The 17,549-nt window shown below is 35.1% G+C and carries 10 protein-coding genes; 7 read left to right on the forward strand and 3 right to left on the reverse strand.

The features are described from left to right. Positions 1 to 11 precede the first annotated feature (11 nt). Together ACHZK0_RS04520 and ACHZK0_RS04525 are read left to right on the forward strand one after the other, a co-directional pair. Positions 12 to 1,568, forward strand: coding sequence for a fatty acid--CoA ligase (locus ACHZK0_RS04520; RefSeq protein ID WP_395761210.1), 1,557 nt, complete (start codon positions 12 to 14; stop codon positions 1,566 to 1,568). 524 nt (positions 1,569 to 2,092) lie between these two features. Further along, on the forward strand, positions 2,093 to 4,705 hold the full coding sequence (locus ACHZK0_RS04525; RefSeq protein WP_395761211.1) for a Cna B-type domain-containing protein: 2,613 nt from the start codon (positions 2,093 to 2,095) through the stop codon (positions 4,703 to 4,705). An 86-nt stretch (positions 4,706 to 4,791) separates the two neighbouring features. Here ACHZK0_RS04525 and ACHZK0_RS04530 read toward each other — a convergent pair whose 3' ends face one another. After that, a complete protein-coding gene (locus tag ACHZK0_RS04530) occupies positions 4,792 to 5,262 on the reverse strand; it encodes a hypothetical protein (protein ID WP_262742395.1) in 471 nt (156 codons plus the stop codon). A 187-nt stretch (positions 5,263 to 5,449) separates the two neighbouring features. Between ACHZK0_RS04530 and ACHZK0_RS04535 the strand changes: the two genes are divergently transcribed. Next, entirely contained in the window at positions 5,450 to 6,928 is a 1,479-nt protein-coding gene (locus tag ACHZK0_RS04535; RefSeq protein ID WP_395761212.1) for a SulP family inorganic anion transporter, read from the forward strand. A gap of 233 nt (positions 6,929 to 7,161) precedes the next feature. After that, a complete protein-coding gene (locus ACHZK0_RS04540) occupies positions 7,162 to 7,533 on the forward strand; it encodes a hypothetical protein (protein ID WP_073518873.1) in 372 nt (123 codons plus the stop codon). Between the two features lie 110 nt (positions 7,534 to 7,643). Here the strand turns inward: ACHZK0_RS04540 and ACHZK0_RS04545 are convergent, their stop codons facing one another. Beyond that, entirely contained in the window at positions 7,644 to 8,525 is an 882-nt protein-coding gene (locus ACHZK0_RS04545; protein WP_270607229.1) for an accessory Sec system S-layer assembly protein, read from the reverse strand. A 14-nt stretch (positions 8,526 to 8,539) separates the two neighbouring features. Continuing rightward, a complete protein-coding gene (secA2, locus tag ACHZK0_RS04550; protein ID WP_270340750.1) occupies positions 8,540 to 10,906 on the reverse strand; it encodes an accessory Sec system translocase SecA2 in 2,367 nt (788 codons plus the stop codon). Between the two features lie 282 nt (positions 10,907 to 11,188). Here secA2 and ACHZK0_RS04555 point away from each other — a divergent pair, with 282 nt between their 5' ends. The 3 genes from ACHZK0_RS04555 to sap all read left to right on the forward strand — a co-directional run bounded on the left by ACHZK0_RS04555 (position 11,189) and on the right by sap (position 17,035). Next, on the forward strand, positions 11,189 to 12,709 hold the full coding sequence (locus tag ACHZK0_RS04555) for a putative polysaccharide biosynthesis protein (RefSeq protein WP_262742400.1): 1,521 nt from the start codon (positions 11,189 to 11,191) through the stop codon (positions 12,707 to 12,709). 141 nt (positions 12,710 to 12,850) lie between these two features. Beyond that, positions 12,851 to 13,948, forward strand: a complete 1,098-nt coding sequence (gene csaB / locus ACHZK0_RS04560) for a polysaccharide pyruvyl transferase CsaB (RefSeq protein WP_262742401.1) — start codon at positions 12,851 to 12,853, stop codon at positions 13,946 to 13,948. 657 nt (positions 13,949 to 14,605) lie between these two features. Beyond that, a complete protein-coding gene (gene sap, locus ACHZK0_RS04565) occupies positions 14,606 to 17,035 on the forward strand; it encodes an S-layer protein Sap (RefSeq protein WP_395761213.1) in 2,430 nt (809 codons plus the stop codon). The last annotated feature ends 514 nt before the right edge of the window (positions 17,036 to 17,549 follow it).

Consider the following 17,549-nt stretch of genomic DNA (forward strand, 5'->3'; position numbering starts at 1 on the left):
AAATTGTTGGCATGTACATGACGATAGGGAGAATATTTGATTTAGCGGTTAGTAAGTATCCGAATAAAGAGGCGTTAGTAGAGCCAGAAAAAAATATTCGCTGGACATATAAACAGTGGGATGAGCAAATAAATAAAACGGCGCAAGCTCTGTTGAAAGAAGGGGTAAGAAAGGGAGATACTGTATCTGTTTACTTATATAATTGCCGTGAATTTGTAAACGTTTACTTAGCCTGTGCGAAAATTGGGGCAATCTTTAACCCGATTAACTTCCGTTTAAAAGCAAAAGAATTATCGTATATTCTTCAAGATGCAGCCTCGAAAGTAGTAGTTTTTGAAAAAGCGGTTGAATCTACTGTTGCTATCATTGAACGAGATTTTCCAAATTCGTCTTTTTGGTATGTAGAAGACGATACACCTTCCTATGCAAGTTCTTACCATGAAAAAGTCAATGCGGCATCTTCTGACAAAGTAGATATCGAAATTGATGAAATGGATTATTGTTCTATGCTGTATACGAGCGGTACGACAGGTCATCCGAAAGGCGTATTGCATCGCCATCGTGAAATGACTGAGCATAGTATGATTTGTACGTATTTTATAAAATATAATAGAGATAGTGTTGGGCTTGTAGTTGCGCCTTTATATCATTGTGGCGAGTTAAATGCTGGGATTATTCCGCGCATTCAAGTTGGTGGAAAGAATGTGATTTTACATCACTTTGATACGGATAGAGTATTACATACGATTCAAGAAGAGAAGATTACGACGTTTTTTGCAGCGCCGACAATGTGGAATATGTTACTGCAAAAAGATTTGGCGCAGTACGATTTAACGTCGATGAAAATTGGTGTTTATGGAGGAGCAGCGATGGCTCCAGCACTGGTGAAGGAATGTAAAGAACGTCTTTATATTGATCTTGTCCAAATTTACGGAATGACAGAAATGGGACCAGTAGTTGCGTTTCTCGTAGAAGAAGATCAAATTACGAAAGCAGGTTCAGCGGGAACACCATGCTTTAGTCATGAAATCCGCATCGTAAAACCAAACGAAGACGCACCAGCAGAGCCAGATGATGTATTACCTCCTTATGAAGTGGGAGAGATTATTTTGCGTGGCCCGACTATGATGGCTGGTTATCATAACCGAGAAGAAGCAAATGCAAAATCGATGTATAAAGGATGGTATCACTCTGGTGATTTAGGTTACTTCGATAAAGATGGCTATTTATTCGTCGCAGATCGTGTGGATGATATGGTAATTAGCGGAGGCGTTAATATTTATCCGCGTGAAATTGAAGATTTCCTTCATAGTCATCCTGGTGTATTAGATGTTGCGGTGCTTGGTGAGCCAGATGAATTATGGGGAGAACGTGTTGTGGCTGTTGTTGTAAAGAAAGATAAAGCGATTACAGAAGAAGATTTAGAAATATACTGTAAAGAAAGTGATGAATTGGCAGATTATAAACGTCCGCGTCATTATTTATTTGTGGATGAACTGCCTCGTAATGCGAGTGGAAAATTACAAAAATTTGTCCTGAGAGAGTCGTTAAAAGGCGCAAAACAATAGGGAGTAGAGCAGTCGTCTATACAGATAAAGCTATCTTTTTTAATAAGAAAAGATAGCTTTATTTTTTTGAAAACAATTGGAAAAATGGTATACCTTCTAGTTAAATTCTCTTTTATTATTATGTGAAAATGCTTTTTTGTAGCATTGAGCTTTGATTGTAAATGCAAATATCCCGCTTTAAATAAGGGTTTAGTAATTTGCTTAGGTGAATTTTATGGATGTTGAAATAATATAATTTTAGTGTGCGTGGAATAAAGGGATTGGAGGAGTATATTTAAAAGATAAAGATAGTCAGTCATCATATGACCTTATGAGTAAAGTGGTCATCCAGTTCAAAACGGTTACTACTATAATAGTAACAAATTAAATGGTGGATGAACAGTCTTGTAATGCACTTTTATAAGGACTAATATTTATTGTTGGCTGCCCAAAAGACAAGTAAAGATAGTTTGATGCTGCAACTAATCTTTATTTTAAAGTGTAGTTTAGGGTAGAAAAATGAAGTAACCAAAGATGGAGGGTTTATGAGTACATATTTAAAAAGAATATCTGTAATTTGTTTTATTTTTACTGTTCTTATTGGACAAGTTTTTATGCCTATCATAGGGCATGCTCAAGAATTAAACACAACAGGATTTGTTGATAGTTTTGCATTTGAAAAGACAACATTAAATTATGGGGAAAAGACTAGCATTCATGTAAACTTTAGTGAAAAGCCTGGAAAGAAGATGAAGTCTGGGGATACATTAACGTTAGTGCTACCTTCAGAATTAAAGGGCTATAGTGGAACTATCGCATTAAAAGATGAATCAGGGCGCGTTTTTGGTACGTGCCAGATTAATACAAATAATGTAGTTTGTACATTTAATGATACAGTAGAACAGCTCCAAAATATTCGAGGAAAGTTTAATTTTGCTGTTCAAGGTACGAATGTAGAAGCAGGAAAAACGAAAGATGTACAAACGAATTTAGGAACAAGTTTAGAAAAGCAATCGGTAAGTATTACACATCCAAAAGGGGGAGGTACAGAACCGGGGATGTTTTTCTATAAGTCTGGTGATATTCAGCCAGACAAAAGTAATGAAGTACGTTGGTTTTTAAATATAAATTTAAAGAAACAATATTTACATGACAACATCGTTTTAAAAGATACGTTACAAGAAGGACAAACACTAAATAAAGATAGCTTTACCATCACTATCAATAATAAAGAATATTTGTCTCTTAAACAATTTCAAGACCGAGGTTATGGATACATTAAGCTTACTAGTGATAACTCATTTGAAGTTGTAATTTATAGGCATATGGCGAACGCTACGTCGTTTACCGTTTTCTATACATCAACGATTACTGATAGCGGGAAAAAGTTGAAATATCTACAGAATGACTACAAGCTTGATTATCAAATTTTATATGAGAAACCTAGTACTGAATCTAATAGTGTAAAGGTTGAAAATATATCATTTGGTGGAGAAGCTGAAGGGGTTTTACCTGCGAAAGGAACGCTGCAAATTGTAAAACATATTGAAGGAGACGAGAAGAAGTTTATTCCAGGTGTTTCTTTTAAATTGTTTACAGAGTCAGGACAGCAAATTGGTGATTCCTATACAACAAATCGAGACGGAATAGTTGAAGCACCAAACCTTGCTCCAGGTAATTATTACGTACAAGAAATTTCTGCTCCGAACTATGTAGAGTTTGATTTACATGCGAAAATTCCTTTTACAATTAAGACGGATGCTACAAACGGCATAAAACTTATGGTTCCAAATAAGTTGAAAACTACATCTGTTGCAGGAACGAAAACGTGGGAAGGCGACAAAGTAAATGATCGCCCAAAAACGATTAAAGTAGATTTATTGCAAAATGGCAAAGTCATTGCAACGAAAGAAGTTAAGGCAGCAAATGATTGGAAATATGAGTTTGGAAAGTTACAAGCAGTTGATAATGCCGGAAAAGCTTATACGTATGAAGTGAAAGAACAACCAGTATCAGGATATCAATCGAAAGTTAACGGATATGATATTACAAATATAAAGATACATGAAGCACCAGAAGTCGAAGGACAAGGTAAAGAAGAAGCAATAGAAGAAATGGAAGCTCCAACTAACCCAGAAGCACCAAAGGTAACAGAAGAGCCGAAAGAGCTAGAGAAGCCAGAAGTTACGGAGAAGCCGGAAATTCATGTAAAACCAGAAGAAGAAAAAGTTGAAGAAGAAACAACAGAAGAAATCAAAGAAGAAAAACCGGAAGAGCCAAAGGTGACAGAAGAGCCGAAAGAGTTAGAGAAGCCAGAAGTTACGGAGAAGCCGGAAATTCATGTAAAACCAGAAGAAGAAAAAGTTGAAGAAGAAACAACAGAAGAAATCAAAGAAGAAAAACCGGAAGAGCCAAAGGTGACAGAAGAGCCGAAAGAGTTAGAGAAGCCAGAAGTTACGGAGAAGCCGGAAATTCATGTAAAACCAGAAGAAGAAAAAGTTGAAGAAGAAACAACAGAAGAAATCAAAGAAGAAAAACCGGAAGAGCCAAAAATAACAGAAGAATCAAATGAGCTAGAGAAGCCAGAAGTTACGGAGAAGCCGGAAATTCATGTAAAACCAGAAGAAGAAAAAGTAGAAGAAGAAACGACAGAAGAAATCAAAGAAGAAAAACCGGAAGAACCGAAAGTAACAGAAGAATCAAATGAGCTAGAGAAGCCAGAAGTTACGGAGAAGCCGGAAATTCATGTAAAACCAGAAGAAGAAAAAGTAGAAGAAGAAACGACAGAAGAAATCAAAGAAGAAAAACCGGAAGAACCGAAAGTAACAGAAGAATCAAATGAGCTAGAGAAGCCAGAAGTTACGGAGAAACCGGAAATTCATGTAAAACCAGAAGAAGAAAAAGTAGAAGAACCAAACAAGTCAGAAGTAAAAGAGCAGCCAAAAGTTTCAAACAAACCAGAGATTCAAGGTAAAGTAGAAGCAGAAAACAAACAAGATGTACAAAATAAAAATGAAGTATCATCTAGTAAAGAAAGTAATAAGCAATCAAAATTACTTCCTCAAACAGGTGGAGCAGCAGCGGAATCTACTTCTATTCTTGCAGGTATGTTCGCATTAATTTTGGGAGCGATCATGTTTAGACGCCAAAAAAATTAATGGGTGTGAGAGTTAAGTTCTTATGTTTTTAGTTTGGGAACAAATGTATAGAAAAAAGCGGAGACGATAAGTCTCCGCTTTTTATATTATTTACGTGAAAATCCTTCTTCATCAAGGTATTCCGCAGCTTCTGGATAAGAGTTGAATGTACCGTCTAAGTTTACACCAGCGTACACGTTCCACATATCGTCCTCTTGAATAAGAGTTAGGATGTGGCCGTCTTCGTTCTTCCATTCTTCTTCTGCAGCAGGTTCCATTGGTGCAACAACTTCTTCTGGCTCCTGTGATAGACGTTCAATTACTTTTTCAATTAATGAACGCAGTTCTTCTTCTGAAAATTCACGGATGTTAATCATACCTTTATCATCCGTTTTATAACCTTTAATACCACTTGCATATACAAATCCGTTTCCGTTTGGATGTAAATGATATACAACGTTCTTTTTATCTAAACGACTTTCTTCAAAGTGAAAGTTCACGCGTTTTAATGATACGTTCTTTCTTTCTAATTCTGGGAAAGATTCAATAATCGATAATTTTTCTTCAAAAGTTAGCATAGTGCCTCCAAATATATAATAAAAGATTTAATTTATTTATTATAGCACAGTTATAATGGTTTCCAAAGGTAAGGGGAGGCTTATAATTGAATGCGTTTACGTCACGATACTGTAAAAAGTGGACTAACGAATATATTCTTTTAGGTGTACAATGGAAAATGGACTTTATATGAAGGTGGTTATTTATATGTTTCAAAAAATAGCAAAGGAATGTTTAGCAGGTTTTACTGTTGCGATTGTTGCGTTGCCACTTGCCATTGCATTTGGTATTGCTGCAACAGGAACGTCTGAGGGAGCACTAGTTGGATTGTATGGTGCGATTTTTGCAGGTTTATTTGCGGCTTTATTTGGCGGGACACCTGGGCAAGTAACGGGGCCAACTGGACCAATTACGGTTATTGCAACAGGCGTTATTGCGACGCACGGATTAGAGGCGAGTTTTATAGCCTTTATGATGGCGGGACTATTTCAAATTTTATTTGGTGTATGTAAGCTTGGATCTTACGTGAGGTATATTCCGTATCCTGTCGTTTCAGGATTTATGAACGGTATCGCATTAATTATTATTTTAGGTGAAATGAAGCATGTACAAAATAGTTTTTTACTCGTAGTATTAACGATTATTGTAATGATTGTTTCTGGGAAATGGATTAAGGCCATTCCATCTAGTTTAGTCGCATTAGTCGGTGTGACTGCGTTGCTTCCTTTATTTTCTTCTGCGTTAGAAGGGCTTACAGTGAAGTTACCGATTATCGGAAACCTATCATTAAATAAGGTGATTGAAAAGATTGGGACGATTCCAGAAGCGATGCCGACGCTTCATATTCCATCTTTAAGTGGAACAGGCATCGCAGAACTTATTTTACCAGCGCTTAGTATTGCTTTATTAGGATCGATTGACTCGCTGTTAACATCGGTTGTAATGGATAATGTGACGGGGACACGTCATAAAAGCAATAAAGAACTGGTCGGACAAGGTATCGGTAATATGGTAAGCGGATTGTTTGGCGGATTAGCAGGGGCAGGAGCGACTGTAAGGTCTATCGTGAATATAAGAAGCGGTGGTAAAACGGCGCTTTCGGCATGTATGCATAGTGTTATATTATTTATTTTCATTATGGGACTTGGCGCGGTCGTACAATATATTCCGCTTGCTGTATTATCAGGTATTTTAATTTTAACTGGTATTGGCATGTTTGATTGGGAAAGCATGAAGAAAATGCATGTAGCACCAAAAGGTGATGTCATTGTTATGCTTGTAACGATGGTTGTCACAGTGAAGTTTGATTTAATGATTGCTGTTGCGTTCGGTATTATTCTTTCGTTCATTATATACATGGTGAAATGTAAAGAACGTAAAGCTTCTATTGTAAAAGAAAAGGAAGCGACGTATAAAATTAAAGGCCCACTTTCTTTCCTAACAGTGGATCGTATTTTTTATGCTTTACAAGACGTAAAGTCTCCCGTTGTTTTACGCATGAAAGATGTGCGCTATATGGATGTATCAGGAGCTATGGCGTTGTTAAACTTTGTTGAGCAGTCGGATAAAGCGGGCGCGAGTGTGACACTAGAACATGTACATCCGCACGTTGAAAAGACGATAGTGACGTTGGCGAATGATGAGCAAAAAGGTAAATTACAATTTTCGGAAACTGAAGCGATGTAATAATAAGGACTTTCACACGGAATGCTTTGTAGAGTGTGAAAGTTTTTATTATTTTTCCTGTGTTTTTCATATATGAAATTTGTATATCTAGATGTTACAGGTTTGTTGACAATTGATTTTCTACACAGTATAGTAACATCTTAGATTATCAATGTGCTATTATAAGAAGGTATATGAATTTTGAGATTCCTTTATATTCAGAAGGAAGAGCTTTAAGCTGGAGGGAATATTTGATGTACAAACAGTTACCACATGGAGTGAAGATCGGGATTACGCGATCAATTGTTGTTTCTTTTGAGAAGTATATGAAAGAAATTGAATGGAATGAAGAAAAATTTGATATGCAGCAATTTGTTGAACAGTGGAAACAATACTTATACACAAAATCAACTTGGATCAATAAAGTAGATGATCAGTTGAAAGGACATCCAGATTTCCATCAAGCATTAGCAGTGAAAGTGAATGAAAAAATTAACGAGCTTATTAATGAAGAGCCGAGCGAAGAGCAAGTAGAGCAATTAAAGAGAAATAAAGTGCAACACGCAGATGAAATGTGCAAATTAGAAGCTGAATATCATATTGAACGTTTATTAGTAACGAAGTAAATTTTACATAAAGAAAAAGCCTGTCCAAGGAGGTGTGATGACCATCTTTTTGAACAGGCTTTTTGTATGAAAAAGAATAAGAGAGGCTGCTTTGGAAGCAGCCTCTCTTATTAGTCTTGTGGTACAAATGCTTTCCAAGAAGATAGATCCATATCTTCTTTTAATATAGATGAAGCAGGGAAGACAAATGACCACGGTTTTGTAGTATTCGCCTTGATCTCAAGATCCGGTAATGTGAAAGCACCTTTCACAACAACTGCACCCGTGGCATCTTCAATATGAAGAGGAAGTTGCTCTAGTTGAATGTTGTCTTTGCAACCGTTACGAATAAGAAGCGTTGTATGTAAATCACCGTTTTCTTTTCTTGCAGCCTGCAGACCTAGGAAGTTAATTTCACCATCATTTGGAGGTGTTAAATTGTCTACGAAATTACGTAAAGCTTCTTTGCTTGCTTCAGGTAACTGAGCTTCCCAAGATGGATCTAAATCTAATGCATGCTTACTTTCAAGTTCAAATGCTAATTCCCAATCTGTTTGCGATAATTCAGCATCTGTAATTGTTTCTTGCTCAAATGTAAAGATGAATGGCATATTTACATTTGCAGGAATATCTCCTAATGCAGAAAGGTTAAATGTTTTGCGAGCACATAGTTTCTCCTCTTTATTTAGAAGGATTAATGTAACCTCTTCGAAAGAAATTGGTTTCGGAACAGTGCTACGAATAAATACAGCTACGTCATAACCATTATCACGTTTTTCAATCTCAATCCCCGATAAAGAAATTTGATATTCTTGTAAACGTGTTAGTTCTTTATGTAAAAATTGATAAATGTATTTTTGTTCTTGTGCTACTGCACCCCAGCTTGGGTGGAAGTAAAGCGTTGGTTTTACAGTTTTATTTTCAGTATTTGTTTCTTCTTGTCCGAATAATTGATTACTAGAGACAGTCGTATCTTTTCCACTTTTCTTAGCTCTTTTTAGGAATGATAACATAATCTTTCACCTCGTTATTGTACGTTTTCAGGAACACCTAAATGTCTTGCAACATAGCGGCACATTTCTTTTTCGAAATTACCATATGTGTATAAAAAGATATCTAAACCTTCTTTTTGATAAAGACGAGTAGGGTCTTCTTGTTGATATTGTCTTAGCCCGATGCCTTCTTTTAAGTGGGTCATCGCATCTAAGTGATTTACCCAGTTCTGATCTAGGAAATGAAGGGCAACATAGCGTAGCGACTGTTGTAAATCAGTATGGCTATTTAGTTCATTTACGCGCTCTTTATAAAGAGATAATGTTTCTTTCAAAACGGATTGTAAATCTTCCGGTGAATGTACATTATTCGCTGATAGTGATGGCATGTTTGTTACTGGTAAAATTTCATTTATATTTTCTGTTAAACGAGCGAAATCCCATTCTTCCGGAAGCATACCTTCTAAAAGATATTGCTTAGAAATGGCTTCTACAGCATGATCAATCATTGGAATAATAAGTTCAATCATATTTGTATCTTCTTGTAACAAGTTATTACGTAACTTATAAATAACGTTACGTTGGTCATTTATTACATCGTCTAATTTTAAATTGTACTCACGCATTGAGAAATGGCTACCTTCACAAATTAATTGTGTACGGTTCACGAAGTCATGGACTTTAGAAGTTAGAATAAGTCCTTTTTCATCTGTTTTCAGTGATTTATTTAATTTCTCGACTTCTTCTTGTGCGAAACGTTTTAGCATTTCATCTTCTAAAGAAAGGAAGAACTGAGAGCTACCTGGATCTCCTTGACGACCAGCACGACCTTTTAGCTGATTGTCAACGCGTCTTGATTCATGGCGTTCTGTTCCAATTACATGTAATCCACCAATTTCATGGACACCCTCACCTAGTAAAATATCAGTACCTCGTCCGGCCATATTCGTCGCAATTGTAATTTGTCCTTTTTGTCCAGCTGTTGCGATTAAATCGGCCTCTTGCTCTGCACTTTTTGCATTTAATAATTGATATGTAATATTCGCTTCATCTAAGTAACGAGCAACGGTTTCTGATTGTAAAATAGACATTGTCCCAATTAAAATCGGGCGTCCTTGTTTATTGTGTTTTAAAACATCTTCACGTACAGCTTTATATTTAGCATCAGCTGTTACGTACACGACGTCATTTTTGTCTTCACGAATGATAGGACGGTTTGTTGGAATCGGCATAACTTCCATGTTATATACACGGTTAAATTCTTTCTCTTCCGTTTTTGCTGTACCTGTCATACCAGATAATGCTGGATACATACGGAAGAAGTTTTGAATTGTAATGGATGCCTGTGTTTGGTTTTCTTCTGTGATTTCTAAACCTTCTTTCGCTTCAAGAGCTTGGTGTAAACCATCACTTAAAGAGCGACCATCCATAACGCGTCCTGTGAAAATATCTACAAGTAGAATTTTTTCATCATGTACAATATAGTCAACATCACATTGGAAAGCGACATGAGCTCGTAATGCTTGAATCATATAATGATACAAAGTTTGATGTTCTAAATCATATAGGTTATCGATATCAAATAAATCTTCTGTTTTTGTAATACCGTCTTCTGTAAAACTAGCAGATTTCGTTTCTGCATCGTACGTGTAATGAAGAGTATCCTGGAATGACTTAATAACTTTTGCACATAAATAGTGTAAATCAGAGCTGCTTGATTTCTTACCAGCGATAATAAGAGGCGTCTTCGCTTCATCAATTAAAACGCTATCAATCTCATCGATAATAGCAAAATGATAGGGACGTTGTACCTGCTCATTTTTTGAAGAGGCCATATTATCACGTAGATAGTCAAAGCCAAATTCTGTTCCAATACCATATGTAATATCAGCTTCGTAAGCAAGTTTCTTTTCGGAAGGATCGATTTGAGGAATATTTAATCCAACCTTTAAACCTAGAAATTCATGAACTTGGCCAATTAATTCTTTATCTCGTTTTGCTAAATAGTCGTTTACAGTAATAACGTGCACACCTTTTCCTTCAAGAGCACGTACGTATGTTGGAAGAGAAGAAACTAATGTTTTTCCTTCGCCAGTTGGCATCTCTGCAATATTACCTTCTAATAGTACAAGACCACCAATTAACTGCACATCGTAGTGACGTAATCCAAGTACACGCTTTGCAGCTTCACGTACAACAGCGAACGCCTCTACTTTTATATCATCCACTGTTTTTCCATCGTTTAGCATGTTTTTAAATGTGATAGTTTTATGACGTAAGTCTTCATCAGATAAATCAGATAGTTTTTCTTCTAGATTATTAATGTCTTGAACAAGTTGTTCATATTTTTTTAGTTTTCTCTTTTGAGAATCTCCTAACAGCTTTTTTACCGAATTCAGCATGTTGTAAACACTCCTCTTACTGACAATAGCTACATTATAGCACATGTTTATCCGGAATAAGTAGAAGTAGTAAATTGAAGAAAAAACTGGATAGAAATAAGGTGTTGTTACGTATGATATATTTAAAAGCCGTAAAGAAAGAGAGTATTCAATGTATAATAAATTTGGTATGATAGCTAAATGAGATAAAGTGAAATTTTTCAAAAAAGAGAAGAATATAGTTATCTCGTTTTATGATGCAATAGATATGGAAATTATATATTGAAAGAAAAGAGCTAGAAGATGAATAATAAGTTTGTGAAAGGCGCTGCGATTTTAACGATTACAACGTTTTTATCGAAAGTGTTGGGAAGTTTTTTTCAAATCCCATTACAAAATATAGCAGGAGATGAAGTGCTTGGGATTTTTCGCCTTGTTTTTCCTGTATATATGATAGCTTTAACTTTATCAGTAGCGGGAGTACCGCTAGCTATATCGCAGTTAATCGCTGAACTTCATGAGAAGAATGATAAAGATGGGATTGCCAAACTATTTACGTCAGCATCTATTATTGGAGTAATATTTGGGGTGCTTGGATTTTCGGTTATTATGATTGGATCAAGTATGTTTGCAAATATGCTTGGTGGACAAGATACGAGACTCCCATTAATTGTCACTTCGTTTGCTTTATTAATCGCACCATATATGGCGGTATATCGAGGGTATTTCCAAGGTTTTGGAGATATGATTCCAACCGGGGTGTCACAAGTAATTGAGCAGTTCATTCGTGTTTTCTTTATGTTAGCAATTGCATTCTTATTCGTATCTTGGAATAAAGACAGTGATGTTGTAACAGGCGGTGCAATGATTGGTTCTTGCCTTGGGGTAATTACGTCACTTATCTATTTGAGATTGAAGTATGTAAAAAGTATATATCGTTATAAAAGTAATACATATTCACTGCAAGACTTTAAAGGTAATGCAAAAAAGATACTTCAGGTTTCGATTCCAATTGCAATTGGGGCATTATCGATGCCGGTGTTAAATTTAGTTGATTCTGTAACGATTCCACATATGCTACATGAATCCACTGCAACGATTCAAGAACAATTTGGTATATATAGTCGTGGCTTTGCGTTTACACAATTAATTGTCGTGTTTGCAAGTGCGATGGTATTTCCGTTAATCCCATTGTTAACTGCTGCATTAACAAAGAAAAATACAGCGTTAGCAAAACAAACAATTGAACGAACAAATGAGCTTGCTCATGTTTTAACAACGCCGATAACAATCTGGCTCATGGCACTTGCAGTTCCGTTAAATGTCGGATTGTTTACAGATGCGAAAGGGAGCGGCATGTTAGCTATTTTAATTGGTAGTTCGTATTTCACATCACTTATGGTATTATCAATAGGAATTTTGCAAGGAATTAATCGTTCTAAGCAAGCGGCGTGGATAGTTGTTGGAGCGAGTTTTGTAAAAGTCATATTAAATATAGTACTCGTAAGTCAATTTGGCATAACTGGTGCGGCTTATAGTACACTTATCATATATATCATGATTTGTATCGTAAATTATATATACATTCGAAAAGAATTGGCTTATTCGATTCGCATGGGGAGATTTTTTGCTGTAATTGGAGTATCTAGTATAGTAGGTATAGGGTTATATTTCACATCTACTGTAATAAATGTGTTAGATTCTAGACTTATTGCAGTAATATATAGTGGTTTAGCATTTTGTGTGGCCTTGTTCATATATGGCATATGCGCATTAAAGTTGAACTGGATATCCAAAAAGCAAATTCCATTTTTACGTAAGTAAATTTGTCTATAAATAAGTATGTCTATGTATATGTTTGTGAAAGAAATCAATTTGAAGTTATCCAACTTTTCTTATTAAAGAGTTGATAGCAATTTGTTGAATGACAAAAAGTTGATTGCGAAATGTTGGAGGAGATTAAGAGTGCGGTTAGTTTTATCAGGATATTATGGTTTTTATAATGTTGGGGACGAAGCAATTTTGCAATCAATTATTAAAGCGCTACATGAAGAGGATCCTACTCTTGAGCTTGTTGTACTTTCGAATGACCCCGACTATACAAGGAAAATGTACGGTGTAGAGGCAGTAAATCGCTGGGATATAAGAGCAATTTATAAGGAAATAAAGAGAAGTAATGGTTTAATTAGCGGAGGGGGAAGTCTTCTTCAAGATAAAACGAGTATTAAAAGTATTTTGTACTATACAGGTATTATGCGGATTGCTCGTTTTTTGAAGAAGCCGTATTATATTTATGCGCAAGGAATTGGTCCAATTACGAAAAGACAAAATCGTCTATTAGTGAAATGGCAAGTATCAAAAGCGGCATATATATCAGTTCGTGATGAAGATTCATTTTTGTATTTAAAAGATATGGGTATTAAGAAAGATATTGAACTAGTTCCAGATCCAGTATTGGCATGTCAACCTGAAGGAATGAAGTCGGAGTGGCTGCAAAAACATTCGATTCAAGGGAAAGTAATTGCAGTTAGTGTGAGATATTGGGATGCAAAAGAAGATTATATGAAGAAGCTAGCAGATACGCTGAAAAAATTTAAGCGTGATGGATACCATATTTTATTCGTACCAATGCATGGACCATTTGATCAAAATGCATCACGCGATATTATTAACTTAATGGGCGAAGAAGCTCACATGCTTCCTTATAAGCTGGATATCCATGAGAAAATTTCAATTTTGTCGGAATGTTCGCTTCTAATAGGGATGAGACTTCATGCGCTCATACTATCTGCAGTTGCTAATATTCCTATGGTCGGTATTTCATATGATCCAAAGATCGATTCATTTTTACAACAAGTAAATCAGCCAATTATCGGAAACGTAGATGGTGACTGGACGGCTGAAACTTTGTATAATGTGGCAACGAAGCAACTAGAACAAAAAGAATATGTACAAGCAACATTGGAACAAAGAGTAGAAGAATTGCGAGAACAAATTTCAACAGCGTCTCGATACATCATAAGTGACTTGAATTCAAAAGAGTTTGAAAAAAGAGGGATGTAATCTTAATTTAAGAGGACATCCTCTTTTTTATTTTTTGAAAAAAAGAAAATGTCGAAAGAAAAGAAACATTTGTAGAAATATGTCGAAATGCATAAGAGATTTTAAATGTGCGCTCATAAAAAACGAAGTTTGAGGGATAAGATGTATGTTTAATAATCCTAACATTAATATATAATGAATGTTAGGATTTGGCGTTTTAGTTGGTAATTATAAGAAAATAGGTATGGTAATTTCGAAAAATGAGAAGGTAAGAAAAATGTCGAATTATATAAAAATAAACTGTCGATTAATGTCGTAATATCTTTATAACTAGATATTGAAATTGGAAACGTTTTTCTGCTATAGTTGTAAATGGTTATGAAAAAATTATTTGAAATGTAATTCTGGCGCTTTTTTTCGTCTGTTTAAAATATTCTGATTTTATAATCTGGATTTTTAAAATAAAAGTCGAAAAAACGATCGCTCAGAATTGCGAAAATTCACTTTTTTGTCGAATTTCAGATTTTTGATTGGATAAAAATGGTGTATACTTTCTTTGTGATTCTATCCAAAGAATACTTTAACCACATTTATATCTACTAGTTTCAAAAATAAATAGAATATCTATTTAAAAACTTATGGAACTAGTATTACATTCCTAAGGAGGAAATACATAAAATGGCAAAGACTAACTCTTACAAAAAAGTAATCGCTGGTACAATGACAGCAGCAATGGTAGCAGGTGTTGTTTCTCCAGTAGCAGCAGCAGGTAAAACATTCCCAGACGTAGATGGTCACTGGTCTAAAGAATCAGTTTACTACCTAGTAGAAAAAGGTGCTATCGCTGGTAACCCAGATGGTACATTCGCTCCTGATCGTGAAGTAACTCGTGCAGAAGCAGCTACAATGATGGCTAAAATCTTAAACTTACCAATCGATAACGATGCTAAACCATCTTACACTGATTCTCAAGCACACTGGGCTACTCCAATTATCGCAGCAGTAGAAAAAGCTGGCGTTGTTAAAGGTAAAGGTAACGGCACATTCGATCCAGACGGAAAAATCGACCGCGTTTCTATGGCATCTCTTCTTGTAGAAGCTTACAAATTAGATACTAAAGTAGACGGTCCTCTAGAAACTAAATTCGATGATTTAAAAGATAGCTGGGGTAAAGATAAAGCTAACATCCTAGTTAAATTAGGAATCTCTGTTGGTACTGGCGACAAATGGGAGCCAAATAAATCTGTAACTAAAGCAGAAGCAGCTCAATTTATTGCTAAAACTGACAAGCAGTTCGGTACAGCAGCAGTAACAGTTGAATCAGCTAAAGCAGTTACAACTCAAAAAGTAGAAGTTAAATTCAACAAAGCTGTTGAAAAATTAACTAAAGAAGACATCAAAGTAGCTAACAAAGCTAACAACGATAAAGTATTAGTTAAAGAAGTAACTTTATCAGAAGATAAAAAATCTGCTACAGTTGAATTATATAGTAACTTAGCAGCTAAACAAACTTACACTGTAGATGTAAATAAAGCTGGTAAAGCTGAAGTAGCTGTAGGTTCTTTAGAAGCAAAAACAATCGAAATGGCTGACCAAACAGTTGTAGCTGATGTGGCAACTAAATTACAATTCAAAGTTACAGATGAAAACGGTACTGAAGTTGTTTCACCAACAGGTATTGAATTCGTAACTCCAGCTTCTGAAAAAATTAATGCAAAAGGTGAAATCACTTTAGCAAAAGGTACTTCAACTACTGTAAAAGCTGTTTATAAAAAAGACGGTAAAGTAGTAGCTGAAAGTAAAGAAGTAAAAGTTTCTGCTGAAGGTACTGCAGTAGCTTCGATCTCTAACTGGACAGTAGCAGCAGATAAAGCTGATTTCACTTCTAAAGACTTCAAACAAAACAATAAAGCTTATGAAGGCGACAACGTTTCTGTTCAAGTAGAATTAAAAGACCAATTCAATAACGTGGTAAAAAACGTTAAAGCTGAATATGAGTCATTAAATACAGAGGTAGCTGTAGTAGATAAAGCTACTGGTAAAGTAACTGTACTAGCAGCAGGAAAAGCACCAGTAAAAGTAACTGTTAAAGATGCAAATGGTAAAGAGCTTGTTTCAAAAACAGTTGAAATTGAAGCTTTCGCTCAAAAAGCTTTAAAAGAGATTAAGTTAGAAAAAACTAGCTTAGTAATGTCTACAAATGATGTAACTGACTTATCTGTAAAAGCTCCAGTATTAGATCAATATGGAAAAGAGTTCGCAGCTCCTGTAGAAGTGAAAGTACTTGATAAAGACGGTAAAGCAGTTAAAAACTTAAAAGCAACTTATACTAATAAAGAAGTAGTTTTAAATACAAATGGCCAAGAAGCTGGTAAATATACTGTAGAATTAACAGCTAAATCTGGTAAAACAGAAGTGAAATCTACACTAGCTTTAGAATTAAAAGCTCCAGGTGTATTCTCTAAATTTGAGGTTCGTGGTTTAGAAACTGAATTAGATAAGTACGTTACTGAAGAAAACAAAAAGAATGAAATGGTAGTTTCTGTTCTTCCAGTAGATGCTAATGGTTTAGTTTTAAGAGAGAAAGAAGCAGCAACACTTAAAGTTACTACTACAGATAAAGATGGTAAAGTAGTGGATGCAACTGCAGGTCAAGTAGCTGTAAATGAGGCTGCTGGCACAATTACTGTAGGAAATGAAGCAAAAGCTGGTGAAACATATAAAGTAACTGTAGTAGCAGACGGTAAGCTAATCACAACTCATTCATTTAAAGTTGTTGATACAGCACCTGCAGCTAAAAAATTAGCAGTAGATTTCACAAGCACATCTCTTAACGAGGTTGCTAAAGATAGCCAATTAACAAATGCACTTCTAGATATCTTATCAGTTGACGGTGTTCCAGCAACAACTGCAGGTGCAACTGTAACTGACGTGAAATTTGTTTCTGCAGATACAAATGTTGTAAGTGAAGAAACTGCTAAGTTTGGTACAAAAGGTTCTACTTCAATCTTTGTAAAAGAACTTACTGTTAAAAAAGGTGAGCAAACACAAAAAGTTGAGTTTGACAAACCAGTACGAGTAGATGTTTCTATTAAAGAAGTAAAATAATAATTATTAAAGCCTATGAGAAAGTAGACAAAAGTCTATGAGTATCATAGGCTTTTTATTTTGATTTTATTTCATGTACATTTGAGATTGAAATGAGTAGTTTTATTGAGAAACAAATCGAAAACGCTTTCAAAAAATAGAAGAATACCCCACCGATATGTAAATTATTTGTAAATTCACACCTTTTTCTGTTAAAAAAACATTCGAAAAGAAGAAAAAAATGTCGAAATACAATCATTTTAGTCGAATATAGTCTGAAAATTGTATTTATTGTAAAAAATATTTAGGTGATGAAGTGGAAAAATGTGCTATAATTCCAATTGTGTATTCGATATGAAAAATATACGAAGCGCAGTGAGAGTGGTTTATAGGAAAATAGTTTGTTCATTTCTATATTTAAGTATTATTGATATGCTAATAATACGATAAAAAGACCGAATTATCAGAATGTGTCGAATCTTCTTTTGAGAAAGTTCTTGATAACGAATGGTTTTGTATAGTATGATGAACTTGT

The sequence above is a fragment of the Bacillus sp. 3G2 genome (assembly GCF_044324725.1).
Classification (GTDB): Bacteria; Bacillota; Bacilli; order Bacillales; family Bacillaceae_G; genus Bacillus_A; species Bacillus_A mobilis.